This window comes from Luteibacter sp. W1I16, from assembly GCF_050434905.1.
Taxonomy (GTDB): Bacteria; Pseudomonadota; Gammaproteobacteria; order Xanthomonadales; family Rhodanobacteraceae; genus Luteibacter.
Window position 1 is genome coordinate 750,900 of sequence record NZ_JBNDJJ010000001.1, and the last position, 24,376, is coordinate 775,275.

The 24,376-nt window shown below is 66.6% G+C and carries 21 protein-coding genes and 1 pseudogene; 11 read left to right on the forward strand and 11 right to left on the reverse strand.

The genetic code is table 11. The features are described from left to right. Positions 1–24 precede the first annotated feature (24 nt). The 3 genes from tdh (at position 25) to kbl (ending at position 5,998) form a co-directional block, all read left to right on the forward strand. Positions 25–1,047, forward strand: a complete 1,023-nt coding sequence (gene tdh / locus QFZ41_RS03335; RefSeq protein WP_429200174.1) for an L-threonine 3-dehydrogenase — start codon at positions 25–27, stop codon at positions 1,045–1,047. An 80-nt stretch (positions 1,048–1,127) separates the two neighbouring features. Further along, on the forward strand, positions 1,128–4,715 hold the full coding sequence (locus tag QFZ41_RS03340) for a DUF748 domain-containing protein (protein WP_429197445.1): 3,588 nt from the start codon (positions 1,128–1,130) through the stop codon (positions 4,713–4,715). Between the two features lie 83 nt (positions 4,716–4,798). Then, a complete protein-coding gene (gene kbl / locus QFZ41_RS03345) occupies positions 4,799–5,998 on the forward strand; it encodes a glycine C-acetyltransferase (protein ID WP_429197446.1) in 1,200 nt (399 codons plus the stop codon). Between the two features lie 104 nt (positions 5,999–6,102). Here kbl and QFZ41_RS03350 read toward each other — a convergent pair whose 3' ends face one another. From QFZ41_RS03350 to QFZ41_RS03365, 4 genes are all read right to left on the reverse strand, one after another. Beyond that, complete coding sequence (locus QFZ41_RS03350) at positions 6,103–6,906, reverse strand: pseudouridine synthase (protein ID WP_429197447.1); 804 nt, start codon at positions 6,904–6,906, stop codon at positions 6,103–6,105. Between the two features lie 772 nt (positions 6,907–7,678). Beyond that, on the reverse strand, positions 7,679–8,386 hold the full coding sequence (locus tag QFZ41_RS03355) for a C40 family peptidase (RefSeq protein WP_429197448.1): 708 nt from the start codon (positions 8,384–8,386) through the stop codon (positions 7,679–7,681). Positions 8,387–8,653: 267 nt separating this feature from the next. Beyond that, on the reverse strand, positions 8,654–9,364 hold the full coding sequence (locus QFZ41_RS03360) for a YggS family pyridoxal phosphate-dependent enzyme (protein ID WP_429197449.1): 711 nt from the start codon (positions 9,362–9,364) through the stop codon (positions 8,654–8,656). Next, on the reverse strand, positions 9,361–10,803 hold the full coding sequence (locus QFZ41_RS03365; RefSeq protein ID WP_429197450.1) for a M20 family metallopeptidase: 1,443 nt from the start codon (positions 10,801–10,803) through the stop codon (positions 9,361–9,363). Before QFZ41_RS03365 ends, QFZ41_RS03360 begins: the two co-directional genes overlap by 4 nt. 195 nt (positions 10,804–10,998) lie before the next feature. On the opposite strand from QFZ41_RS03365, the gene QFZ41_RS03370 reads away from it, so the two are divergent. From QFZ41_RS03370 to QFZ41_RS03380, 3 genes are all read left to right on the forward strand, one after another. Next, positions 10,999–11,334: a ComEA family DNA-binding protein gene (locus QFZ41_RS03370; protein WP_429197451.1), complete on the forward strand. Its 336-nt coding sequence runs from the start codon at positions 10,999–11,001 to the stop codon at positions 11,332–11,334. A 105-nt stretch (positions 11,335–11,439) separates the two neighbouring features. Continuing rightward, complete coding sequence (locus QFZ41_RS03375) at positions 11,440–11,901, forward strand: SET domain-containing protein-lysine N-methyltransferase (RefSeq protein ID WP_429200175.1); 462 nt, start codon at positions 11,440–11,442, stop codon at positions 11,899–11,901. A 21-nt stretch (positions 11,902–11,922) separates the two neighbouring features. Further along, positions 11,923–12,459: a GNAT family N-acetyltransferase gene (locus QFZ41_RS03380; protein WP_306847975.1), complete on the forward strand. Its 537-nt coding sequence runs from the start codon at positions 11,923–11,925 to the stop codon at positions 12,457–12,459. Positions 12,460–12,467: 8 nt separating this feature from the next. Here the strand turns inward: QFZ41_RS03380 and QFZ41_RS03385 are convergent, their stop codons facing one another. The 4 genes from QFZ41_RS03385 to QFZ41_RS03400 all read right to left on the reverse strand — a co-directional run bounded on the left by QFZ41_RS03385 (position 12,468) and on the right by QFZ41_RS03400 (position 16,892). Continuing rightward, positions 12,468–13,379, reverse strand: a complete 912-nt coding sequence (locus QFZ41_RS03385) for a hypothetical protein (RefSeq protein WP_429197452.1) — start codon at positions 13,377–13,379, stop codon at positions 12,468–12,470. Beyond that, a complete protein-coding gene (locus tag QFZ41_RS03390; RefSeq protein WP_429197453.1) occupies positions 13,376–15,634 on the reverse strand; it encodes a M1 family metallopeptidase in 2,259 nt (752 codons plus the stop codon). Before QFZ41_RS03390 ends, QFZ41_RS03385 begins: the two co-directional genes overlap by 4 nt. A 74-nt stretch (positions 15,635–15,708) precedes the next feature. After that, a complete protein-coding gene (locus tag QFZ41_RS03395; protein WP_429197454.1) occupies positions 15,709–16,569 on the reverse strand; it encodes a 2OG-Fe(II) oxygenase in 861 nt (286 codons plus the stop codon). Between the two features lie 71 nt (positions 16,570–16,640). Further along, complete coding sequence (locus QFZ41_RS03400; RefSeq protein ID WP_429197455.1) at positions 16,641–16,892, reverse strand: GIY-YIG nuclease family protein; 252 nt, start codon at positions 16,890–16,892, stop codon at positions 16,641–16,643. Positions 16,893–16,916: 24 nt separating this feature from the next. Here QFZ41_RS03400 and QFZ41_RS03405 point away from each other — a divergent pair, with 24 nt between their 5' ends. Then, a complete protein-coding gene (locus tag QFZ41_RS03405; protein ID WP_429197456.1) occupies positions 16,917–17,987 on the forward strand; it encodes a PLP-dependent aminotransferase family protein in 1,071 nt (356 codons plus the stop codon). 4 nt (positions 17,988–17,991) lie between these two features. Here QFZ41_RS03405 and QFZ41_RS03410 read toward each other — a convergent pair whose 3' ends face one another. Next, on the reverse strand, positions 17,992–18,810 hold the full coding sequence (locus tag QFZ41_RS03410; protein ID WP_429197457.1) for a tRNA threonylcarbamoyladenosine dehydratase: 819 nt from the start codon (positions 18,808–18,810) through the stop codon (positions 17,992–17,994). A gap of 65 nt (positions 18,811–18,875) precedes the next feature. Between QFZ41_RS03410 and QFZ41_RS03415 the strand changes: the two genes are divergently transcribed. The 4 genes from QFZ41_RS03415 (at position 18,876) to cqsA (ending at position 23,273) form a co-directional block, all read left to right on the forward strand. Further along, positions 18,876–19,265, forward strand: a complete 390-nt coding sequence (locus tag QFZ41_RS03415; protein ID WP_429197458.1) for a cytochrome c — start codon at positions 18,876–18,878, stop codon at positions 19,263–19,265. A 49-nt stretch (positions 19,266–19,314) separates the two neighbouring features. After that, entirely contained in the window at positions 19,315–20,691 is a 1,377-nt protein-coding gene (locus tag QFZ41_RS03420; RefSeq protein WP_429197459.1) for a sensor histidine kinase, read from the forward strand. Beyond that, positions 20,691–21,728 carry a response regulator gene (locus QFZ41_RS03425; protein ID WP_306847883.1) on the forward strand — a complete coding sequence of 346 codons (1,038 nt, stop codon included), beginning with the start codon at positions 20,691–20,693 and terminating at the stop codon, positions 21,726–21,728. The genes QFZ41_RS03420 and QFZ41_RS03425 overlap by 1 nt, the downstream gene beginning before the upstream one ends. 279 nt (positions 21,729–22,007) lie before the next feature. Continuing rightward, complete coding sequence (gene cqsA / locus QFZ41_RS03430) at positions 22,008–23,273, forward strand: alpha-hydroxyketone-type quorum-sensing autoinducer synthase (protein WP_429197460.1); 1,266 nt, start codon at positions 22,008–22,010, stop codon at positions 23,271–23,273. Positions 23,274–23,306: 33 nt separating this feature from the next. On the opposite strand, the pseudogene QFZ41_RS03435 reads toward cqsA, so the two are convergent. After that, positions 23,307–23,432, reverse strand: a pseudogene (locus tag QFZ41_RS03435) (Mpo1-like protein); the annotation flags it as partial. Positions 23,433–23,443: 11 nt separating this feature from the next. Then, on the reverse strand, positions 23,444–24,310 hold the full coding sequence (locus QFZ41_RS03440) for a pirin family protein (RefSeq protein WP_429197461.1): 867 nt from the start codon (positions 24,308–24,310) through the stop codon (positions 23,444–23,446). Positions 24,311–24,376 lie beyond the last annotated feature (66 nt).

Sequence of the window (24,376 nt, forward strand, 5' to 3'; positions counted from 1 at the left end):
CCCACGAGCCCCATGCAGCAGACGATGAAGGCGCTGGTCAAGCGCAAGCCCGAGCAAGGTATCTGGATGGAAGAAGTTCCGGTGCCGCAGGTCGGCCCGAACGAAGTCCTGATCAAGATCGAGAAGACCGCGATCTGCGGTACCGACCTGCACATCTACAAGTGGGACGAGTGGTCCCAGCGCACGATCACCCCCGGCCTCACGATCGGCCACGAGTTCGTCGGCCGCATCGCGGAGATCGGCCCGGGCGTCACCGGTTACAAGATCGGCGACCGCGTCTCCGCGGAGGGCCATATCGTCTGCGGCCATTGCCGCAACTGCCGCGCGGGGCGCCAGCACCTGTGCCCGAACACCTTCGGCATCGGCGTGAACCGCAACGGCGCCTTCGCCGAGTACATGACCATGCCGGCCTCGAACCTGTGGCCGATCCCCGACCAGATTCCGTCGGAACTGGCCGCGTTCTTCGATCCCTACGGCAACGCCGCGCATTGCGCCCTGGAGTTCGACCTGATCGGCGAGGACGTGCTCATCACCGGCGCCGGCCCGATCGGCATCATCGCCGCCGGTATCGCCAAGCACGTCGGCGCCCGCAACGTCGTGGTCACCGACGTCAACGATTACCGCCTGAAGCTGGCCGCCGACATGGGCGCCACCCGCGTGGTCAACGTATCCAAGCAGTCGCTCAAGGACACGGTGAAGGACCTGCACATCGAAGGCTTCGACGTGGGCCTGGAGATGAGCGGCAATCCGCGCGCGTTCGGCGACATGCTCGACTGCATGTACCACGGCGGCAAGATCGCCATGCTCGGCATCATGCCGCGCGGCGCGGGCATCGACTGGGACAAGGTGATCTTCAAGGGCCTCACCCTGCAGGGCATCTACGGCCGGCGCATGTACGAGACCTGGTACAAGATGACCCAGATGGTGCTGACCGGCTTCCCGCTGCAGAAGGTGCTCACGCACCAGATCGCGATCGACGATTTCCAGAAGGGCTTCGACCTGATGGATGCGGGCAACTGCGGCAAGGTCGTCTGTTCCTGGAACTGATCCGCGCCGCCTGACCGCACTTCTACCAGCGCCCCCGGCAGGTACACTGCCCGGGGGCCATGAGGTGAAGGAGCGGCGGTATGGAAACACTCAAGACGCGGGGCAAGCTTTACTGGCGGAAGGGGCACGAACGCGCCCTCACCGTCTATCGGTCACGCCGGACCCGACGCCTCACCGTCGGCGCGTTGATTGCCCTCCTCGTTTTCGGCTTGCTCGGTTTCTTCGCCGCGCCGCCACTGATCCGCTCGCAGGTCGAGTCGCGCGCCAGCGCGGCGCTGGGCCGGCCGGTCACCCTCGGCTCGATCAGCCTCAACCCGTTCACCTTGAAGCTCACCGCCGAGCGATTGCACATCGGCGAGCGAGACGGCAAGGCGCCCTTCGTCGATATTGAACGGCTCACGGCGAACGCTTCCTGGGCCTCGCTGTTCCGGGCCGCACCGATCCTCGACGAACTGCGCGTCGACGAGCCCCGGATCCACCTGCAACGCAGCGCGCCGCAACGTTTCAATTTCTCGGACATCGTCGAGCGCTTCGCGACGGATCCCGCCGCTCCCGACACCGGGCCGGCCCGCTTCGCGGTGTCCAATATCGCCGTGCACGGCGGGCAGGTCGATTTCGACGACCGCGTGCTCGATGCCACTCACCGCCTCGACCACATCGAGATCGGCATTCCCTTCATCGCCAGCCTGCCCAGCGCCACCGACATTTTCGTGCAGCCCCTGCTGGCGATGAATATCGACGGTAGCCCGTTGCGCGTGCAGGGCCAGACCAAGCCCTTCGCCAGTAGCCGCGAATCGATGGTCAGCTTCCGGCTCGACAAGCTGGAGCTGCCCCGCTATCTCGGTTTCGTACCGACCCCGCTGCCTGTCGCCGTGCCGAGCGGCAAGCTGTCGGGCCTGCTCGACCTGCGTTTCACGATGACCGAGGACAAACCGCGCGTGGTCTTGAGTGGCCGCCTGGTCGTCGACGATCTGCATGTGAACGACAAGAGCGGTGCGGCGCTGGTCGCCCTCGGCCATGGCGACGCGGCGCTGACGGCGCTGGAACCGCTGACTTCCCGTTATCGGCTCGGCACCGTCGCGCTCGACGGTTTCGCGATTCGTTATGCGCGGCTGCCCGGCGGCCACAGCAATTTCGACGCGTTGAGCGGCCCCCCGGCCGCGCCCGTGAAAGATTCGCCGGCGATGGACGTGCGCATCGACAACCTCACGCTCAAGGACTCGCGCATCGAGTACGCGGATCTCGCCGCGCCGGCGCCAGCGCACCTGGTGCTCGACGACGTGCAAGGCAGCCTGCGCGGACTCAGCACGGTAGCCGCACCGGTAGCCGTACTCGACGTCGCCGCACGCATGGCTGGCGGCACGCTCGCCACGCAAGGCAAGCTCGACCTCGCCGCGGCCCGCTACGCGGGAACCTTGTCGCTGGCGAACGTGTCGCTCGCGGCGCTGATGCCGCTGACCCCGCCGCTGCTGGATGCGGACATCACCGGCGGCGACATCGGTGCGAACGGCGAACTGACGCTGGACTGGCACGAGGCCGCCATCGTCCGCATCGCCCATGCGAAGGCCAGGCTCGACGGTTTCCGGCTGGTTCCACGCAATGGTCGCGCTTCCCCTGTCACCTGGAAATCCATGGCGGCATCGATCGCGCTGGTCGATCTTGGCAGCAGCGAGGCCCGCCTGGACCAGCTCACGCTCGACGGCCTGACGCTCGACCTGCGGCGCCTCGCCAACGGCAATCTCGACCTCGCCGGTATCGTGAGGACATCCGCGGCGGCGGCCAGACCGGCCGCTCCGTCCGCCGCCTGGCGCTGGAGCATCACCCACCTGGGCCTCAGCGACGGCGCGCTCACGCTGCGCGACGCCAAGGCGCCGGGCAAGCGCAATGCGATCCTGATGCAGGCGACGTCGTTCGGTATCGACGGCCTGTCCGACGACATGGGCCGCCCGATCGCCCTGGACCTGAAAGGCACGCTCGGCAAGGGCACGTTCGCGGTCACCGGCAAGGTGAAACCACAGCCGCTCGATGCTGACCTGCGTGTGAAGACCACGCGGCTCGACGTGGCCCCGCTGCAATCGCTCGTCACCGTGCCATTGAACGTACGCGTGGACAGCGGCCTGCTCAGCCTGGACGGACAGGTGCGATACAACGACCGCGGCAACGCGCCAGCTCGCGTCGCCTATCGTGGCCAGGCTACGCTGGGCCGCGTGCGTGTGCTCGACAAGGTGACCGACGCCGACTTCCTGCGCTGGGCTTCGCTCAGCGCCAGCAACATGGTCGTGCGCATGGGCGAGGCGGCGCCGCACGTCGTCATCGGCGGCCTGGCGCTGGACGACTTCTATGCCCGCGTGATCATCAACGCGAATGGACGGCTGAACCTGCAGGACGTCGTCGCCAATCCCGAGGCGCCCGGCGCCGTGTCGGTCACCCAGGCGCAGGCCACTCCCGCGCCGGCAGCCGCACCTGACGCCGCGACACCGGCCGTGCCGGCCGGGCCACCGGCGGACATCCGTATCGGCCAGATCACGCTGACCAGGGGCCACCTGAATTACACCGACAACTTCATCAAGCCCAACTACACCGCGGACGTGACGCGCCTGGCCGGCAAGATCGGCGCTTTCGGAACGGACGGAGGTTCGCCCCCCGCGGACCTGACCCTCCAGGGTCAACTCGACGACAATGCGCCGGTCGACATCGCCGGCACGATCAATCCGCTCGCTCCGGTTGCATCCCTCGACATCACCGCCAAGGCGGAGGGCATCCAGCTCGCCAACCTGTCGCCGTACTCGGGCAAATACGCCGGCTATCCGATCACCAAGGGAAGGCTCAATGTCGACGTGCACTACCAGCTCGACCAGCGCAAGCTGACTGCCGACAACCACATCTTCATCGACCAGCTGACCTTCGGCGATCGCCTCGAAGGCCCGGGCATCAGCCACCTGCCCGTGAAGCTGGCAGTGGCGTTGCTGAAAGATTCCGAAGGCCGCATCGATGTACGCATCCCCGTGTCCGGCTCGCTGGACGATCCTCAGTTCAGCGTGGGTGGTCTCGTCTGGCGCGCCATAGGCAACCTCATCGTGAAAGCGGTGACGTCGCCTTTCCGCCTGCTCGCCTCCGCGGGCGGTGGCCGCGAGGATCTCGGCTACGTGGAATTCGCGCCAGGCTCCGCCGTGCTCGACGCGAACGCGCAGACCAAGCTGGCGGAGATCGCAAAGGTGCTGGCCGACAAGCCGTCGATCAGCCTCGACATCGTCGGCCGCATCGATCCGGCCAAGGACGAATCCGGCCTGCGCACCGTCATGGTCGACGACCTGATACACCAGGAGCAGGTCAACGACAAGGAAGACGACACGACGCCACCGACGGCCGCGGAACAGGAAAAATACCTGGAGCGCGCCTATCGCCACGCGTCGTTCCCCAAGCCGAAGAACGTGATCGGGCTGACCAAGTCGCAGCCGCCCGAGGAGATGCGGACCCTGATGGAGACCAACATGCCGGTCGACGCCGACGCCTTGCGGCATCTGGCGGAACGCCGGGCCAATGCCGTCCGTCAGTGGCTCCAGGGCAAGGCGGACGACAAGCGGGTCTTCGTCGTGGCGCCCAAGACCGACGCCAAGGGCATCGACGACGGCGGCAAGACGACCCGGGTCGACTTCGGCCTGCACTGATCAAGCCCCCCCGGATCGAGGTTTTCTCATCCGGGCAAAGGCCTCACAATCGGGAGATTCCTCCGTCCCAGGAAACCTCCACCATGTCCTACCCCGGCCAGAACCGTTTCGCCAGCGAGCTCGATTCCATCCGTGAACAAGGATTGTTCAAGAACGAGCGCATCATCATTTCACCGCAGTCGGCGGAGATCGAGCTGGAGGGGGGACGGAAGGTCCTGAATTTCTGCGCGAACAACTACCTCGGACTGGCCGACCACCCCGAGGTGATCCAGGCCGCCAAGGATGCCCTCGACACCCACGGCTTCGGCATGGCCAGCGTGCGCTTCATCTGCGGCACGCAAGACCTGCACAAGGAACTGGAGCACAAGATCGCCGACTTCTTCGGCAAGGAGGACGCCATCCTCTATGCCGCCTGCTTCGACGCCAACGGCGGGCTGTTCGAGCCCTTGCTGGGGGAAGAAGACGCGATCATCTCCGATGCGCTGAACCACGCATCGATCATCGATGGCATCCGCCTGTGCAAGGCCAAGCGCTTCCGCTACGCCAACTGCGACATGGCCGATCTCGAAGCCCAGCTACAGGCCGCTGACGCGGCGGGCGCCCGGACCAAGCTGATCACCACCGACGGCGCGTTCTCGATGGACGGATTCGTCGCTCCCCTGGCCGAGATCACGGCCCTCGCACGCAAGTACAACGCGCTCGTCCACATCGATGAATGCCACTGCACGGGCTTCCTCGGCGATACCGGCCGCGGCTCCGCCGAACTGCACGGCGTGCTCGACAAGATCGACATCATCACCGGTACCCTCGGCAAGGCCCTCGGCGGCGCCCTGGGCGGTTTCACCACGGGCCGCCGTGAAGTCATCGAACTGCTGCGCCAGCGGTCCCGCCCGTACCTGTTCTCCAACTCGCTGCCGCCGCACGTCGTCGCCGCGGGCAGCAAGGTATTCGACATGCTCGCCGCCGCCGGCGATCTTCGTGAGAAGGTGAAGGAAAACACGCGCTACTTCCGAGAGAAGATGACCGAAGCAGGCTTCGACATCCGCCCCGGACAGCACCCCATCGTGCCGGTGATGATCTACGACGCGAAGCAGGCGCAAGCCATGGCGGCGGAACTGCTGGACGAAGGCATCTACGTCACCGGGTTCTTCTTCCCCGTCGTGCCGCAGGGCAAGGCCCGTATCCGCACGCAGATGAGTGCGGCGCATACGCGCGAGCACCTGGACAAGGCCATCGCGGCGTTTACGAAGGTGGGCAGGAAGCTGGGCGTGCTGAAGGGCTGAGGCCTGGCCGTCGAGGGCCGCTTCGCTATGGAAAGAAGCGATCGCGGCCCAGGCCGCTTCGCTATGGAAAGCGATCGCGGCCCAGGCCGCTTCCCACCAAGGCGCTACGGGGTGGGAAGCGGCCTCGGCCGCGATCGCGCGCCCTCACTCCTCCGCAACCCCGCCACCTCCCCCTCACTCAGATGCCGCCACTGGCCTTTGGCCAACTCGCCAAGGACCAGACCGCCAATCGCGACCCTCACCAGCCGCAACACGTCGAATCCCAGCGCCGCCAGCAAGCGACGGATATGCCGGTTGCGTCCCTCGTCGAGGGTGACTTCCAGCCACGCGTTGCGCTCGCCCTGGCGTAGCAGCGACGCGGCAGCGGCACGCAAGGTCTCACCCGCGTCGACCACGCCTTCGCACATCGCGGCGACCGTCGCCGCATCCGGCTGTCCCGCCACCTGCACGTGGTAGGTCTTGGGCACGTGGGTCGCCGGATCGGTGATTCCGGCGGCCCATGCCGTATCGTTCGAAAGCAAGAGCAAGCCCTCACTGGCCTTGTCGAGCCTTCCCACCGGTCCTAGCCATGGTAGCCCGGCCCCTTCGAGTAACGAGTAGACCGTGTCACGGCCACGCTCGTCCGAAGCCGACACGACGATGCCGCGCGGCTTGTTCACCGCGATGTAAACGGGCGCCGCCGCCTGCGCCGCCCCACCATCCAGTTCGATCCGCTCGTGTCCGGCGATGGGAAATTCAGGGTCCCGAACGATTCGCCCATCCACCCGCACCCTTCCTTCCCGCGCCAGCCTCTCGCCCTGGCTGCGCGAGCAGATACCGCGCTTGGAAAGCACGCGGGCGAGGCCGAACACGGGAGTGGCGGTAGGACGCGGACGCGATGTCGGCGTGCGGGGCGGCTGGCGGGGCATTCGCCAAGGATAGTGTCTGGCGGGCGAAGCTTCACGGTGGATTTTTTTTGAAGGAGACGGATTGAGGGCTCGGCTTCGCCCTCGCGTTCGTTATGCGCGTGGCGGGGGAGCTGCCGGGCGCCACCCTCGGCGCGACAGGCGGTGCCGTCCCTTGGGAAGGGATGCCGGTGCGCGGCCGTGTCTTATGGCTAGCGCCCCTTCGGGCTCGGACGGTCGGGCGGGGGTGGCGCCCGGCAGCTCACTCGACACTGGCGTGGGTTGGTGAGGAAGAGCCGTCTGCCCTTACCGGTTGCCGCACCCGGGGTGGGAAGCGGGCTGGCCCGCGACGCCTCGATCTTTCTGCTGGCGACGGAAGCCTTGCGATGATCGGGCGAGGCTTTACCGCTCGCTCGGTTGGATGCACCGCCTCATTCGCTTGAAACAGGGTGGCGAGTCGCGGGCCAGCCCGCTTCCCACCCGGGTGAGGGGTTCACAAGAAATGGCATCCCATCGCGGCGCGACGGGCGCGACGGGCGCCAGCCATAAGACACGGCTGCGCAGCGGCATCCTTTCCCGAGCGACGGTGCAGCCCGGAGCGACGAGGGTGGCGGCCGATGGCTCTGCCTCACACCCCAACGCGAGGGCGAAGCCGAGCCGTGCATGAAACCGACCCGCTGCCGCGGGATCGCCGACAGGGTCGGCTCCCACCGGGGTGAGGGATCTCACACCAGAAGGCCAAAAAAAACGGCATGCCGGAGCATGCCGTTTCGGAAATATACGTTGAAGGTGCCCGTCAGATCTTTGCGATGCCTTCGGGGCGCTTGGCGCCGACGAAGTGCTTGGCCCAGTAGGCCTCGTTGAGGCTGTCGACACGGACGGTCTTGCCCGCCGACGGCGAATGGATGAACTGTCCGTTGTCGATGTAGATGCCGACATGCGAGACGGCCTTGCCGCGGGTGCGGAAGAAGACCAGGTCGCCCGTCTTCATTTCATTGCGCTTGACCTTCAGCCCGGCGAGGAACTGGCTGGCGGAATTGGTCGGAAGATCGAGGCCGATGCTGTGCATGAACACGTAGCGGACGAAACCGCTGCAATCGAAGCCGGTGGACGGCGCGCGGCCGCCACGGTGGTAGCGGATATCGCGCAACTTCATCGCGAACGCGAGAAGCGCCTCGCGGGCATGACCATCGACGTGGCCGGCCAGCTTGGCCGTGGCGGCGGCGACGAGGCTGTCGTCGTCATCGTCGGCCGTGGCGTCGTCGCTGACCGCCACCGGGGCATTGGTCGCGACGGGAGCCGCGGATGCGATCAGCGAAGTGGCGTCGGGAACGGCGGACTGGGCCAGGGCGGTGGCCGGGGCGAACACCGGCAGGTCGGTCAGGAGGAGCGCGGCGGACTGGTCGAGCCCCTGCGGGACGGTGACCGTGTCGGCGATGACGGGTGTTACGGCGGCGATACAAAACGTGGCTAACGCGAGAGCGGTCAGTCGCTTTAAATGCATGAGCGAAAAGGCCTATTCATCGTGAAGTTAAGCCGCCGTGAAGGTGAGACGACCGTGAACGAGGGGTGAAGTTACCAAACCGGATTCAACAAGTTGTTCGCATAAGGTTAAAAACGGTCATTCCTAGGAAACATTCAGAGAAGTCGCAGGAAACTGCGGCCTGCAGGGCGAATTCCTGAACGGAGATAAGGACTTACTTTCACCTATGTGAGGGCCCGCCAGCGCCGTCGCGGCGGGGCGGTTACCGAATTCGTGCATCGGGTCTCGCTACGGCTTGTAGGACCTTGCCCCGAAGATCGCGCTGCCGATACGTACCTCCGTGCTCCCTTCCGCGATGGCCAGGGCGAAGTCGCCGCTCATGCCCATCGACAGCCGGTCCGCCGGATGACCGGCCTCGCGCGCGCTGTCACGAAGGCGATACAGGGTGCGGAAGCAGCCGCGCACCACGGCTTCGTCATCGGAGGCCTCGGCAAGCGTCATCAGCCCCCGCAGCCGCAGTGACGAGAAGGCCTTCAGTTCGTCGAGGAATGCGGGAAGGCTTTCGGGGGCAAGTCCGAACTTGCTTTCTTCGCGGGATGTCTTCACCTGGACGAGTACGTCGATCGCACGCCCCTGCGCCTGCAGGGCCTTGTCCAGGGCGATGGCGAGGTCCAGCCGGTCCAGCGATTGCACCTCGGCGGCGAACTTCGCCACCGCCTTCGCCTTGTTCGTCTGCAAGTGGCCGATCACGACCCAGTCGAGCCGCTCGCCGGCCAGCGCGGTGGCCTTGGCCTGGATCTCCTGCACCTTGTTCTCGCCGAAACGGCGAAGGCCGAGCCCCACCGCCTCGCGGACGACGTCCTCACCGAATGTCTTGCTGACCGGCAGCAGGACGACCCCGGACGGATCGCGGCCCGCGTCGCGACACGCCGTCGCGATCGAGCCGCGCACCGCCGCGAGGTTCGCGGCCAGCGCGCCGGCGCCGGCGCCGGCGCTCATGCCTTCGCCGCTTCCTGGAAGTGCCGCGCCACGACGTCGGCCACGACCATGCTCACCCGCTTACCCGTCGGAATGTGCAGGAACTCGTTCGGGCCATGGGCATTCGAATGCGGGCCGAGCACGCCCGTGATGAGGAACTGCGCCTGCGGGAATTTTTCGCCCAGCATGCCCATGAAAGGAATGCTGCCACCCTCGCCCATGTAGGCCGCCGGGGCACCGAAGTAGTGTTGCGAGGCCTTCGCGACGGCTTCTTCGAGCCACGGCGACAGCGCCGGCGCGTTCCAGCCGCTGCCGTCCTTCTCCAGGTCGAAGGTGACTTTCGCGCCATACGGTGGATCCTTCTCGAGCAACTGCTTGAGGAACTTGCCCGCTTCCGCCCCGGAAAGGGTCGGCGGCACACGCAGACTGAGCTTCACCGACGTCTTCGGGCGCAATACGTTACCCGCGCTGTCGAGCGCGGGCATGCCGCCGACGCCGGTGACGGCGAGCTGGGGGCGCCATGTGCGGTTGAGCACGAGTTCGGCGAGATCGTCGGTCACCGGCTTCATGCCTTCGACGAAGGGGAACTTGTCGTAGACGGCGGTACCGAGCACCTCGGCCGACCGCCGTGCCTGCTCGATACGCTGGGGCGGGATGTCGACGTAGAGTTCCGGCGGCACGATCTCGCCCGTCCGCGGGTTCTCCAGGCGGTTGAGGATCTCGCGAAGGATGCGGAAGCTCGAAGGCACCACGCCCGAGGCGTCGCCGGAATGGACACCCTCTTCCAGCACCTGCACCGTCAGGTTGCCGCCGGTCATGCCGCGCAAGGACGTGGTCAGCCAGAGCTGGTCGTAGTTGCCACAACCCGAGTCGAGGCAGACCACGAGCGCGGGGTTGCCGATGCGGCCGGCGAGGTGGTCCACGTAGTACGGCAGGTCGTAACTGCCCGATTCCTCGCAGGCCTCGATGAGGATCACGCAACGCGCGTGTGGCACGCCCTGGTCGCGCAATGCGAGCAGTGCGGCCAGCGACCCGAAGATGGCGTAACCGTCGTCCGCGCCGCCGCGGCCGTAGAGCTTGTCGCCCTTCAGCACGGGCGTCCACGGACCGAGGCCCTCGGACCAGCCCGTCATCTCCGGCTGCTTGTCGAGGTGGCCGTAGAGCACGACGGTTTCATCCGTGCCCTTGTCCTGCACGCCCTGTGCGGGCACATCGATGTAGATCAGCGGCGTACGGCCTTCCAGACGGATGACTTCCAGCGATGCGCCTTCCAGTGCGGGCAGCTTCGAACGCGCCCACGACTCCATCAGCGCGACGGCTTGATCCATGTAGCCGTGCTCCCGCCACTGCGCGTCGAACATCGGCGACTTGTTCGGGATACGGATGTACTCGACCAGTTGCGGGACGATTTCCGCGTCCCAGAGGCCGCTGACGAAGGAGGAGATGCGGGAGGTATCCATGGCGGGCCGGACTCGTTGGGCAAAGGCCGATTGTAACAGCGACGACAGCGGCGCCTTCGGCGACGTCGGCACGAGCACGGCATGCGCGATGGCATCCCCTCACCCGGATTTCATCGTCGCGCCAGTTCGCGCCGACCCTGGCACGACGCAGAGTGCCCCTGCGTCGTCCGACGCTGCCCAACATGGAGAATCCACGTGAACAGTCATCTCGCCACCCTCGCCGCGCTCGCCTTGCTGCTGCTCGCCCCGCTCGCTATCGCGTCCTCGCCCGTGAACATCAATACCGCCGACGCGCCGACCCTCGCGCAGTCGCTGGACGGTGTCGGCTTGGCCAAGGCCCAGGCGATCGTCGCCTGGCGAGAGGCGAACGGGGCTTTCGAGTCGGCCGATCAGCTTGCCGAGGTGAAAGGCATCGGCGCGTCGCTGGTCGAGCGCAACCGTGACGCCATCCAGGTAGACGGCGGCAAGGCGGCCAAAAAAGCCAAGGCGGCCAAGCCGTCCAGGACCCGGCCGGGCGCCGAAGAAGACTGAGCCCCTTCCCTTCGCCACTACCGCCGCCGGCCGAACGCGCTACACTCGCGCCCCATGCCGGCGGCGCACTTGCGCCCCCGCCAGGAACAGGGGCTTGATGATCCAATGATCCTGCCGCGTTACCGTATCGCCGATTCCGCCATCCCAGGCGCCGGCAAGGGTTTGTTCGTCGACGAATTCGTGGCCGCCGGGCGTGTCGTCACCGCTCCGGACCAGATCGATCGCACGCATGCCTGGGCCGAGATCATGGCCTCCCCCACGCTGTCCGCCGACCTGCACGCTGCGGCTCGCTGGTTCGAGGATCGCTACACCGTTTCGCCCGAATGGCCGGACGAGTGCTACGTGAACCATAGCTTCGAGCCCACTGGCCTATGGCACCTGGGCTTCATCTTCGCCTCGAAGGATCTAGTGCAAGGCACTGAAATCACAGTGGATTACCGCCACCTCCTCGCCCCCGGGCAGGATGAAAGCTTCCAAGACGCGGCCACTGGTGAGAAAATAACCGGCTTGTCCTGGCAGGAAAGCCTCGCGCTGAGCACTCACGCTCTGGCCCGACTGCTCGGCTGACACTTGGTCACTTCGATGGCAATAGCAGACATTCCCGTTCTGGAAACGCCGCGCCTGCGGCTCACCGCCCTTACCGAACGCCATTTCGACGATTACGCGGCCATGCTCGCGGACGCCGAAAGCACGCGCTGGATCGGTGACGGCCAGCCCCTGGACCGCATGAACGCCTGGCGCTCCATGGCCATGCTGCTGGGCCACTGGGCGCTGCGCGGCTGCGGCATGTGGGCGATCGAACTGAAGGACACCGGCGAATTCATCGGCCGTGCCGGATTGATGAAGCCGGAAGGCTGGCCCGACCTCGAACTGGGCTGGATGCTCAAGCCCGAGCATCGCCACCACGGCTACGCGACCGAAGCCGGCGAAGCCATCCTCGACTTCGCCTGGAAGCAGATGCACGCGCAACGTGTGATCAGCCTGGTGCGCATCGGCAACGAAGCGTCCGACCACGTCGCCGAGCGCCTCGGTGGCGAACACATCGACAATATCGATTTCCTCGGCGGCGCGACGCACCTGTTCGCGTATTACCCACCGCACCGCGAAGTCCGCCGCGCCGGCTGACGCGTCTCCTACAGCGCGGGGGCGAAATCCGTGCGGCGGCGGCGATGCGGACTCACCGCCACCAGGCCGGCCAGCGCCAACAGCCGCGCCGTGCGCATCCACGCCACGACGACCACCCCTAGCTGGACGATCAGGAAGCCGGCGGGCAATCCACTGCCCACGCCCGTCGTATGTCCACGCCAGGATGCGATCAGCACCGCGAGGACGCCACCCACGACCGTGATCGCCAGGTAAACGAACACGGTCGCGAACGGGCGGCGCACGAACTGCATGAACCCCCTGCCGATCGCGCGAAAGGCCGAGCGCAAGCCGATGTCGGCGATGAACTGCGCGCGCGCGGACTCCACGATGGCCTGCGCGATGACGAAAAAGAGCAGGCCCACGGCCAGTGTGCCATGTTCGTACAGGTCGGCCGTCGAGGGCAGCATGGCGGCGTCGACCTTGCCTTCCGCGAACGTGGACGCACCCTGCGCCACCAGCGCGAAAAGTCCGTACGGGACCAGCGACAGGATCAGCAGACGAAGCATGCGCCCGTATTCCATCGCCCCGCCTTGCAGGAGGCCGCCGAAGCCGAGGGCCCGGTTCGCACGGCCGCCAGCCACCACCATGCCGGTGAGAAATGGCGATATCGCCAGCGTGATCAGGACGCCCGCCACGAAGGCCATGCCCAACCATCCGTTGGCGTCGCGAAGAGCGGAGAAGACATCCGAAAACATCAGCCCGTCGAAATGCGCGGCCCACGATTCCGCATGCACCGAATAGCCCAGGAGGCGGTCGAGCAACGCCCATAGCGGCAAGGCAACCACCAGCGTCGGCAACAAGGTGATGAGTACCCACAAGAGCATCAAGCGCCACTGGAGACCGCCCAGGGCGCCCTGGCCGATGGCTGCGAAGGCGGAGCGTTTCTGACGATCGTTCATAGCGTCACCAGGAGGGCGTAGAGGCCTTGCAACAGGGCGGCGACATCGGCGCCCCATCGATGCGATGCGGCGTGGTTGGCGTCCACTGTGCGGCTGTCGTTCAATTTGTTCGCGTCCAGATAGATCTTCCTGTCCGGATCGAGTTCGGCCGACGTGCCCTTTACGGGCTTGGTGAAGACGAAACGGGCCCAGCGCCTGTCATCGTCCCAGCGCACGGTCTCGACCGAGCCATCGGCGAACGACACCTTGAGTGTCTGCGGAACGGACGCGCCGTCCCGCCACACCGTCACCGTCGTCTTCCACGGGAAGGGACCGGTACCGTCGGGGGCATCGGGATGCGCGTCCTTCCATGCCTCTCGCTGTTTCGTCACCGCCTCGTCGTTCTGGTCCGAGGAAAGCTCGATGCGGCGCCCGTCCTTGACGACGGTGCCCGCGAGCGGCAGCACTTCCTCGCTGACGATTTCCTTCACGCGGTCGTCGATGCGTGCCGTGCCGTAGACGTACTGGTCGAACACCTGCGCCACGACCTCGGGTCTGCCCGAGACCTCGGCCAGGGTCGACTGGAGATCGGCGATCGACGGGTGACGGAAATGCCAGGTCGCGTAGTACCGGCGATACGCCTTCTCCGTCACGTCCTTGCCCAGACGTTCCTCCAGGTCGTGCATCGCGGTGGCGGTGCGCGAATACACGGTGCCGTAGTCGGCACTGGACAAGCGGTCCCACGCGTTCTGCCCGAGCGGATCGGACGGACGCGGCAGCAGGGCGACCATCCGTTCGAGTGCGAACACGTCCATCGGCGCTTCCACGCCGAAGAACCGCCACAGCGGCTTGGTCAGGTAGACCCGCTGCTTGCGTTCGCGCAGCATGCGGTCATCCCAGTATTCGTTGAGGCCTTCGTCGAGCATCGGCTCCTCGAATTCGTTCGAAGCGAGCAAGCCGTAGAAATAGCCATGGCCGAACTCGTGGATGGTCACGAAGTCGAGGATGTATTCGTCCAGCGTCTTCGGCTTCACCTCGGTGAAGCTGTCCGCGGTGAAGAACGTGGGGTACTCCATGCCACCCGCTTCGGACGCGTTGAACGGCGGCACCACGGCGGTCACCGTCTTGTACGGATACGGGCCCAGCGTCGAGGAGAAATAGCCGAGGGAGTCGATGGTGGCCTTCAGTACCGGTTTCGCGCTCGCCTCGTATTCCGGGGGATAGATCACCTTGATCTTCACCCGTGGACTGCCCGGCCCGGTGTATTCGCCATCGAGCGTCTTGTAGCCGGGTGCGGCCATCCACGCGAAGTCGTGCACGTCGGCCTGGGCGAAATGCCACGTCCATTCGTTGCCCTCGGGCGTCGGTTCGCCCTGCTGCTCACCGACGGCCGCGACCACGTAGCCTTTCGGCACGGTCATGCGAACGTCGTACTCGCCGAAGTCCGCGTAGAACTCGCTGTTGAAGTGGAATTCGTGCACGTTCCAGCGCGGCTCGGTGGCGCCCCGCTCGCCAGGCAACTCCAGCACGCCGATCTTGGGAAACCACTGGGCCACGAGATGGAACTTGCCGACGTAGCCTGTCCGCTCGATCACGCGCGGCAACTGGCTATGGAAATTCATGTCCAGCGTGACGCTTCCGCCCGCGGGCACCGGACGGGCGAGATCGACCCTGACCACGGTGTGATCGGTATCGGGGCCACCGTCCGGATGCACATAACGCCACTTCAGCGCCGCGCCGTCCTGTTCCACGTCGCCCAGGTCGATGTAGCCCCACTCGCCCTTCTTCACTTCGGCCACGCCGCGCGATCCGCCGTGGGCCGCGAGCACGCGGCGCTCGGTGAAGAACGTGCTTCCTTCGCCCTCGAAAGCGTTGAGGTAGAGGTGCAGGAACACGGCACCCACGGGGCGGTCGCTACGATTGCGCCATGTCAGCTGCTGCTGGCCATCCACCGTGTGCTTGAGCGGATCGAGCCGGGCCTGGATGCGATAGGAGACCACGCGGTCGGATAGCGTCGGTTCCGAGCCGGTACGCGGCCCGCCCCACGCGGCCGGCGCGCTGGGCGTGCGCACGGCGCCGGCATGCGCCGGGGCGAAGGGAATCTCGGCCGGTTCGGCAGCCACCGTGCCCGGTAGGGCGGTGGTGGATGTGGCGGCGGGCACCGCCGCGGCAGGCTGTGCCAGCGGCGGACCCGGGTTCTGTGCCCATGCGCCCCAGGCCCACGTCAACGCGCCGAGCGCGACGAAACGAACGACTCCAGCTGCCTGTCGGCGCATCGACCCATCCTCCCCTTGAAGCCGTTGAGATTGCGGGCTGCGCCGCGGGCCGGATATAGGCCAGAGGTCACGGTTCAGCCGGGAAAGGCACGCTCCCTCATCCACTTGGTGAGGATCCACTTCTCCCCGCGGACCACCGGCGCTCCACCGTGCAACGACAGGGGATCGAGCGACCCGTCCGGTGCCGTGTATTCGAAGTACACGGCCTGCCCCATGCGCGGCACGTAGCTGAAGTCGATGCGGGGAAAGACGGTCTCGCCGCCGGCTTCTACGTCATTGAGGTACATGATGAGGGTCGAGACGCGCTGGCCGCCGTTTTTCAGGTGCGACCGGCTGCCGGGATCGTCGGGAGGAAAGAAATCGAAGTGGGGCACGTACTGGGCGCCGACGCCGTAATGCATGACCTGGAGACCCTCACCGTGGTCCTCGGCCATGCGCATGATCGCCGCGGCACGTGCATCGATGCGCGCGATCAGTTCGTTCTCGGAGCGTCCGAAGTTGGCGCCCTCGCTCGTCCGGATGTCCTGCACGACGCCGATGCCCGTCCCCGGCCCGACGACTTCCGAACGGGCCAGCCGCGTGGCGGCCAAAGCGCGCAACTGCTCGCATTCCACCGGATCAAGCACGCCGTCGAGCACGGCGATCGTCGGCCGGGAAACGCGTACGAGCACGCGTATCGGACGGTCGCCGACGTAGAGGACGTGACCGTCCTCCAGGCGGCTGGTGAAAGTGGCGGGCTCCGGCGCCTGCGCCGGCTGCCGCGGCGCCGCGGCGCCGAACAAGGCCTCGGCGATCGCGTCGCGGGCGGCCCATTCGTCGAAACGATTTTGTTTCATGATGCCGAGCAGGTCGGCGGGCGCGTGGCCGGCGGCCAGCGACTCGCCGATCCATCGGTGCCAATCGGGGGTGATCTTCGTGTGCAGGCGAGCTTCCATGGCATGGCCTCCTTCGTCTGGGGAATTCCCTTTCTCGTCATGCCCATCCTAAGCCAGTCCAACCTCGCGGGCTACACGCCGTCGCAGGCTTCCAGCCAGGCCAGCTTCCTCGCCTTCGGCAGGCGCTTCACCTCATGCTCGGCCCTGGACGCCGCCGACCGATCGGGAAAACGACGGAAGCCCAGCAGGCGCACCGGCGGATTCGCCCGTGTGTAACGCGCTCCCTTGCCCGCCACATGGGCGGCATACCGCGCATCGAGATCGTTGGTGATCCCCGCGTACCAGGCGCCGTTGCGGCATTCGATGAGATAGACGCACCACATGGACGCGAACCCTACAATGCATCCATGGAACCCAGCTACAACCTGGCGGTGAACCTTCCCCTTCGCGGCTCGGTGCTGCCCCGCCTCCGCGCCGCCCTCGCCAGCACACCGGTGGATGCCGACACGCTCGCCTATCCCGATCCCGCCGGCGCACCGTGGATCAGGGCGTCGATCGCGGGCTGGCTCGAACGCCTGGGCGGACACGGGCCCGTGGACCCGGCGCGCATCGCCTTGACGATCGGGGCGCGGCACGCGCTCGGCATCGCGCTGGCGGCGGCGACAACGGATCGAAACCCGTCCGTCCTGGTCGAGGAGCACACCTACCATGGCGTTCGCCGCATGGCGCATCACATGGGCACGCGTTGCGTCGACGTGGCGATGGACCGGCATGGCATGCGGCCCGACGCGCTCGCGCTGGCGGCCGCCCGCTCCCAAGCCGCCGCCCTCTACGTTCAACCGACGCTGCAGAACCCGACCACCGCCACCATGCCCCTGGCACGGCGCGAAGAGATCGCGGCGGTCGCGGAACGGTTCGGCCTCACCATCATCGAAGGCGACGTCTACGCGTCGTTGCATCGGCCGGTACGCGATGGCCTGCCACCCCTCGCCCGCATCGCGCCCCATCGCACCCTGCACTGTGGCGGCATGGGAAAGATTCTCGGTCCCGGCCTGCGCGTCGGCTGGCTGCTTCATCCCGATACGGCGTCGCAAGCCGCGACGACCGCCAGGATCCAACTCGAACAGGACGGCCTGCCGACGCTGCCGCCCTCCATCGTCGCCCGCTGGATGGACGACGGCACGGCGGAAGCGCTGCTCGACGAGCTGACCGGCGCCATGCGCGAGCGCGGCGAGATGGCGCGGCGGATCGTCGGTGAAGACCTGGTCACCGCGGACGCGAGCCTGCACGCCTGGCTTCCGTCAGCCGACGCACCCGCCATGGAGGCGCACCTGCTCGCGCGCGGCGTTCACGTCGCCGCGTCGAAGCACTTCGTCGATACGCATGGGCGAGCCCTCGGCATCCGCCTCGCCCTCGGTGCCGAGGAAGACGCGGCCCGGTTCGAGGAAGCCTTGCGAATCGTCGCCGCGGAACGCTGAAGGTTCAGCCCCTGGCGGGGCTCGTGAGCTTTTCGAGCGCCTTTCCCACCGCCGCGAAAGCGAACGCCCCGGTGACGTGGGTGGCCGCGCCGAGGCCGCCGCCGCAGTCGAGCTTCAGCGCATCCCCGCCGGGAGGACGCACGCCGCAGACACTGCCATCGGCCTGCGGATAGCGCACGTTCTGCAGCGAATAGACCGCGGACACGCCGAAGAAGCGGTCTGGGTTGCGCGGGAAGCCGTGTTCCTGGCGAAGCTTCTTCCGGATCATGCTGAGCATGGCGTCGTGCTCCGTCCGCGACAGGTCGCGGACGCGGATCTGCGTAGGGTCGGTACGGCCGCCGGCCGCGCCGACCGTGATCAGCGGGACCTTGCGCCGGCGGCACCAGACGATGGTCTCGAGCTTGACCTTGAGCGCATCGCAGGCGTCGATCACGACGTCGTAGTTGCGGTCCAGCAATTCGTCGAGGGTCGATGGGGTGAGGAAGCGCTCCATGGCCTCCAGCCGGATGGTCGGGCTGATCGCATGCGCCCGTTCGGCGACGACACCCACCTTGGGCTTGCCATACTGGCCATCCAGAGCGTGCAACTGGCGATTCGTGTTGGACAGGCAGACGTCGTCGCCGTCGATCAGGGTCAACCGGCCGATGCCACTACGGGCCAGCGCCTCGGCCGCCCACGAGCCCACGCCACCCACGCCGATCACGCATACGTGCGCGTGGGCGAGGCGGTCCAGGCTGCCGCGGCCGTACAGCCGCTCGATGCCGGCGAAACGTTCGGCCTGGGCCGTGCTCACGTGGGTCTCGATCAGGGAATCCGTGCTCATTGTCTCATATCGAAAGAATGGGACCGTCGGCTATGCTGGCGGCCTCGTGCTGCCATGGACCACCGATGCGCCCGTTGCTACTCGTCATCCTCGGACTCGTGGTCGGCGCGATGGGAGCGACCTTCGCCTTGTCCGCGTTGCGCCAGGGGACACCGTTCCACCTCAGCGTGATGGCGGTCATGCAGCACCACATGGGTGTGTTGCGAGGCAACGTGCGGGCGAACCAATGCGAAGCCAAGGGCTCGCTCGCTCACCTGTCGCGCATGCGGGACGCCGCCGGCGACATCGGGGAAGCATTCCCGGGCATGGACGCGCCCTTCTACGACGGAGAGCACCAGCTGGTCACCACGCTCGACGGCGCCATCGCCGGGACCCCTGGCAGCTGCGCGGCGCTGGCCGCCGCGCTCGCCCCCATCGGCGAGGCCTGCCAGGCCTGCCACCGGCAATACCGATGAACGCGGCCTTCGCCTGCCCCTCGAGCCACTGACGGACGCCATGCCGCCCATGTCCACGCCTCCGGACAAATCCACCCGCCCGCGCCAGTTCTTCCACATGCAACTGTGGCTGCTGCTGCGCGCGTTCGCGCGGTTCGAAACGACCATGTTCCTGCGCACGCGATACTCGCAGCCGAAGATGGTGGCCATCGGCGTGGTGGGAAGTTTTTCCCTCGCGGTGTACTACCCGGTATGGGCCTACCTGTTCCCGCAGCCGTACGAAAACCTGCCCATGCGGCTGCTGTGCAGCGCCACGTTCATCCCGCTGGCCCTGCTGCCGTGGTGGCCGCGCCGCCTGCGCACGCACCTGCCCACGTACTGGTACTTCGCGATGACGGTGGCGATGCCGTTCTTCGTCGGCTACATGACGCTGCGCAACGCCACGCCCGCGTGGCTCATGACCCACCTCGCCTGCGTGATGCTCCTGATGATGCTGTTCGACATCGCCAGTTTCCTGGTGGTGTTCACCGTGGGCAGCGTGATCGCCGCCGTGGTGTTCGCGCTCTCGCCGGACGCGCACCTGCAGACCCGGACCATGCTCGAGTACATCCCGTTGCTGCTGTTCGGGATGGTCGGTGGCGCCACCTGCACCGTCTCGTCCAACATGGCCGAGCAGTCCCGGATCGACGCCCTGACGGCCGCATCCAACAACATCGCCCACGAATTGCGCACCCCTCTGGGCTCCCTGCGCATCGCCGCCCGCGCCGTCGCCCGTTTCATGCCCGACCTGCTCCGCAGCCACCGGCTGGCCGAAAGCCAGGGCCTGCCCGTGCCCGAAGTGCGGGCACAGAACCTGCACGCACTGGAGCGCAGCATCGGCGTCATGGAGCGCGAGGTCACCTACGCGAACACCATCATCGACATGCTGCTGCTCTCCGCCAGGCCCATCGGCGAGGTTCCGCTCACCCCGCTGGGCGCCCGCGAGTGCGTGGAGCAGGCCCTGCGCCGCTTCCCTTATGGCTCGCGCGCGGAGCGCGAAAGGATCACTCTGTCACCCACGGGCGATTTTCGCCTGCTCGGGGAGGAAGCGCTCGTGGTCCATGTGCTCTTCAATTTGCTGCGCAACGCCCTTTTCCACATCGACCGTGCGGGCAAGGGGGAGATCGGGGTGTACATCGAGCCGGACGAGCAATCCAACCGGATCCGTGTCCTCGACACCGGCCCGGGCATCCCGCCAGACGTGCTTCCGCGGATCTTCAACCGCTTTTATTCCTATTCCAGCGACAGCGCCGGGAGCGGGACGATCACCGGACTCGGCATAGGTCTCGCTTTTTGTCGCGCGGCGATGGAGCATATGGGCGGTGGCATCGCATGCCGTACCAACCTGGGCGAATTCACCGAGTTCACCCTTACCTTCCCGCATCCGGAGACCGGGGACCGGCAGTGATGACGCTGAACTCTCAGGGCGATATCCAGCCCTTCCATTTCCCGACCACGACGGTGCTCGTGGACGACCACGAGGAATACCTCGACGTCGTCCCGTTGCTGCTCGATCCGATGGTGCGGGTACGCACGTTCAGTTCCCCGCGCAGCGCCCTGGCCACCCTGGGCAACAACGGCAGCCGGCCCGTACCCGGCGGCGGCTGGCTGTATCGCTGGAAGGACCGTCCCTCGGAAACGCAGGAACTGGTCGCCCTGGATATCGACTCGATCCACCGGGTGGTCTACGACCCGGAGCGGTTCGCCGAGATCTCCGTGGTGGTGGTGGACCAGGCGATGCCCGAGATGGACGGCATCACCTTCTGCAAGCGCTTGCCGAATCCGCATATCGGCAAGATCCTCCTGACCGGCCGCGCCGACGATGCGACGGCCATCGACGCCTTCAATTCCGGGGTGATCGACCGCTTCATCCGGAAGAACGATCCGCTCGCCATCGAGAAGCTGCAGACCGCCATCACCGAACTGCAGCATCGTTATTTCGAACGCGCCAGCGCCTTCGTCGCCGAAACCCTGGCCCTGGGCAACTTCCGTTTCCTGCGCGACCCGGCTTTCCGGGAAGTCCTGCAGAGCGTCACGGCGACCTTCCAGCCGGTGGAATGCTACGTGCACTGCAACCCCACCGGCCTGCTCCTGGTCGACGCCTGGGGCATCGGCCGCTTCCTTCTCGTGCAGACGGACGAAGACCTTCGCACGCACTATGAAATTGCGGCAGATCTGGGGGCGCCGGCCACGGTCCTTGAGGCTTTGCGCAGCGGCGAGGCCCTGCCCTGGTTCAACTCGCGGGACGGCTTCTATCACAAGGGTGTCAGCCACCCCGAGTCGCACCTCTACCCCGCGACGGCCATATCCGGCGAACAGTGGTACTACTACGCTCTCATCGACGATGTGGAGCGATTCCGCCTGCAGCATGTGAAGTCGTATCGCACATGGCTACGTGAGCAGGACCTGAGCCTTGCCGCGGACAGCAGGCCACGCTTCATCTAGCCGGGCGTAACTCATCCTCAGCCGGGCTCACCTCCCCGTGGCGGATCTTCCGGCGCGCACGGTAGTCATTCGGGCTGAAAAACCATCATCACGTTCGGACCACCCGGTCCTTACGACGTCTTTCTCGTAACGACACGAGGCGTGGGGCTCCGCGGCGGTGCCCCTGGCAGGACGCCTCTCTCCCTGAATTCGCGCCTGCCCGGGCGAGGCCGGCGCGTGCGCCTCCCCTTGGGGCGGCGTCATGAATTCGCCCGCCCACCCCAGAGAGAGAGATGAACCATGGAAAATGTTTCCGTCCTGCATCGCCCTGCCAAGGCACCCGCGCTTCCCGGTTTCGTCGCCGGGAGGGTCGATCGATTTCACAACGAACGCGTCGCCATCGATTGGGGCGGCCGTCACATTTTGAGGGGACGGCGGCCGAAAGACGGCGACCTCATGCTCCAGAGCAACGACTACCTCGCGATCGCCGGCCACGCCGCGATCGTGGAAGCCCAGCGGGCCACGCTGGCCGAAGGCGGCCTGGGCATGATGATGTCGGCGCTGTTCCAGCAAGACGCCGACCAGCCGTTGCATCGCGTGGAAGCCGAACTCGCGCGCGCCGTCGGCAGCGAGGACGGCATCCTCGCGCAATCGGGTTTCGCGGCGAACGTGGGCCTCATCCAGTCGATCGCCTCGGAACGGGTACCGGTCTATGTCGACATGCTGGCCCATGCCTCCCTGTGGGAAGGCATCCGCAGCGCCGGAGCCAAGGCGGTGCCGGTGCTGCATAACGACGTGCCACACCTCGAACGGCAGGTCCTGCGCAACGGGCCCGGCGTGATCGTCGTCGACGCGGTCTACAGCACCAATGGCAGCATCGCACCGCTCGCGGAGATCGCCGGCGTGGCCCAGCGCAGCGGCTGCGTGCTGGTCGTGGACGAATCCCACTCGCTGGGAACGCACGGGCCGCGTGGCGAAGGACTGGTAGCGAGCCTCGGCCTGAACGATCGCGTGCACTTCATCACCGCGAGCCTCGCCAAGGCGTACTGCGCGCGCGCGGGCTTCATCGCATGCACCACGCGGTTCAAGGACTACTTCGGCTGCGAGGCGCTGCCGGCGATTTTCAGTTCGTCCCTGTTGCCGCATGAACTGGCGGGTCTCTCCGCCGCGCACCGCGTCATCCAGGCCGAGAGCTGGCGCCGGCGCCGGCTGCGCGACATCACCCGGCACGTACGTGGCGAACTGACGGCGCTCGGGTATCCCATCGGAGATGGAACGGAGCAGATCGTGGCGTTCGAGGCGGGACAAGAGATCCTTACGGGCCGCGTACGCGACGTCATGGAGCGTCATGGCGTATTCGGCTCGGTATTCAGCGCGCCCGCGACCACCGTCAATCGCTCGCTGCTGAGACTGACGCTGAACGCCGGCATGAGTGACCCGGACGTGGAAAGGCTGGTCGAGGTGTGCCGCGTGGCGCGCGACGACATGGCTCTGCCGTCGTGGAGCGCGGCACGACGTGCGCAACGCGAGGGCCAACGGCTTCTCGCCGCGGCCGAGGTCGCCTGACGATGAGGGAGCACCGGCTCGAACCATCCGCGCTCAGCGCAACGATACTCGCCCGCGCAAGATGTCGACGAACATCACCCAGTCGCCCATGAGGCTGTACAACGGATGGCGAAACGTCGCCGGACGGTTCTTCTCGAACACGAAGTGCCCGATCCAGGCGGCGACCCCGTTCAATAGGTAGGCAAGGGAATCCGTTCGTGTTCGTCACCGGGCACGACCGGAAAACGGCCCTCGGACCAATCGGTCTTGGCCGCCTCGATCAGCTCCTTCGAGCTGGCCACGAAATTCCACCACAGGTGGCGCTCGCCATCGAGGGGCGCGCCACCGAAAAGCACGATCAGGGACGGCTCCCTCGCCTCCAGCACGGGCGGCTCGCCCTCATGTGCGACGGCCATGTCCAGCGCGGCGAGATCGACATCGCCGAATCGCGCGGCGCCTTCGACCACGTAGGCGCCCCACTCCGTGTGCTGTCCTGGCATGGTGAGCCGGGCTCCTTTCTCCATCCGTGCCTCGACAAAGAACATGGGTGCGAACACGCGCACCGGAGACGTCTCGCCGAAGGCATCGCCTGCGATGACGACCAGCCTTGCCCCGTCGCGCTCCACTTTCGGCAAGGCGCTCGCGGCGTGATGGTGGAATTCGGGATCGATGCCTTCATGCGACTTCGGCAGGGCGACCCAGACCTGGATGCCATGCAGGTTGCCGCCGTGACGCGCCTCGGGCGGCGTGCGCTCGGAATGGACGATGCCCCGGCCCGCGGTCATCCAGTTGACGTCGCCCGGGTGAATGTCGACGGCGCTACCGAGGCTGTCGCGATGGCGGATAACGCCGTCGAACAGCCAGGTGACGGTGGCGAGGCCGATATGCGGATGCGGACGGACGTCGAGTCCGGTTTCATCGGCAAAGGCCGCGGGTCCCATCTGGTCGAAAAACACGAACGGACCGACATGCCGCGCTTTCAGGTGGGGAAGCATGCGCCGTACGACGAAGCCGTCGCCGAGATCGCGAGACTTGCCGTCGATGGGGATGGTGGTCATGGGCGCTCCGCAAGACACGCAAAAGCCCCTTCGGCGCGGCTGCGCCGAAGGGGCGGAAGTCATGCA

Coding starts and splice junctions, on each gene's coding strand:
- tdh (WP_429200174.1), top strand. CDS start 25: ATGAAGGCGCTGGTCAAGCGCAAGCCCGAGCAAGGTATCTGGATGGAA.
- QFZ41_RS03340 (WP_429197445.1), top strand. CDS start 1,128: ATGGAAACACTCAAGACGCGGGGCAAGCTTTACTGGCGGAAGGGGCAC.
- kbl (WP_429197446.1), top strand. CDS start 4,799: ATGTCCTACCCCGGCCAGAACCGTTTCGCCAGCGAGCTCGATTCCATC.
- QFZ41_RS03350 (WP_429197447.1), bottom strand. CDS start 6,906: ATGCCCCGCCAGCCGCCCCGCACGCCGACATCGCGTCCGCGTCCTACC.
- QFZ41_RS03355 (WP_429197448.1), bottom strand. CDS start 8,386: ATGCATTTAAAGCGACTGACCGCTCTCGCGTTAGCCACGTTTTGTATC.
- QFZ41_RS03360 (WP_429197449.1), bottom strand. CDS start 9,364: ATGAGCGCCGGCGCCGGCGCCGGCGCGCTGGCCGCGAACCTCGCGGCG.
- QFZ41_RS03365 (WP_429197450.1), bottom strand. CDS start 10,803: ATGGATACCTCCCGCATCTCCTCCTTCGTCAGCGGCCTCTGGGACGCG.
- QFZ41_RS03375 (WP_429200175.1), top strand. CDS start 11,440: ATGATCCTGCCGCGTTACCGTATCGCCGATTCCGCCATCCCAGGCGCC.
- QFZ41_RS03385 (WP_429197452.1), bottom strand. CDS start 13,379: ATGAACGATCGTCAGAAACGCTCCGCCTTCGCAGCCATCGGCCAGGGC.
- QFZ41_RS03390 (WP_429197453.1), bottom strand. CDS start 15,634: ATGCGCCGACAGGCAGCTGGAGTCGTTCGTTTCGTCGCGCTCGGCGCG.
- QFZ41_RS03395 (WP_429197454.1), bottom strand. CDS start 16,569: ATGGAAGCTCGCCTGCACACGAAGATCACCCCCGATTGGCACCGATGG.
- QFZ41_RS03400 (WP_429197455.1), bottom strand. CDS start 16,892: ATGTGGTGCGTCTATCTCATCGAATGCCGCAACGGCGCCTGGTACGCG.
- QFZ41_RS03405 (WP_429197456.1), top strand. CDS start 16,917: ATGGAACCCAGCTACAACCTGGCGGTGAACCTTCCCCTTCGCGGCTCG.
- QFZ41_RS03410 (WP_429197457.1), bottom strand. CDS start 18,810: ATGAGCACGGATTCCCTGATCGAGACCCACGTGAGCACGGCCCAGGCC.
- QFZ41_RS03415 (WP_429197458.1), top strand. CDS start 18,876: ATGCGCCCGTTGCTACTCGTCATCCTCGGACTCGTGGTCGGCGCGATG.
- QFZ41_RS03420 (WP_429197459.1), top strand. CDS start 19,315: ATGTCCACGCCTCCGGACAAATCCACCCGCCCGCGCCAGTTCTTCCAC.
- QFZ41_RS03425 (WP_306847883.1), top strand. CDS start 20,691: ATGACGCTGAACTCTCAGGGCGATATCCAGCCCTTCCATTTCCCGACC.
- cqsA (WP_429197460.1), top strand. CDS start 22,008: ATGGAAAATGTTTCCGTCCTGCATCGCCCTGCCAAGGCACCCGCGCTT.
- QFZ41_RS03440 (WP_429197461.1), bottom strand. CDS start 24,310: ATGACCACCATCCCCATCGACGGCAAGTCTCGCGATCTCGGCGACGGC.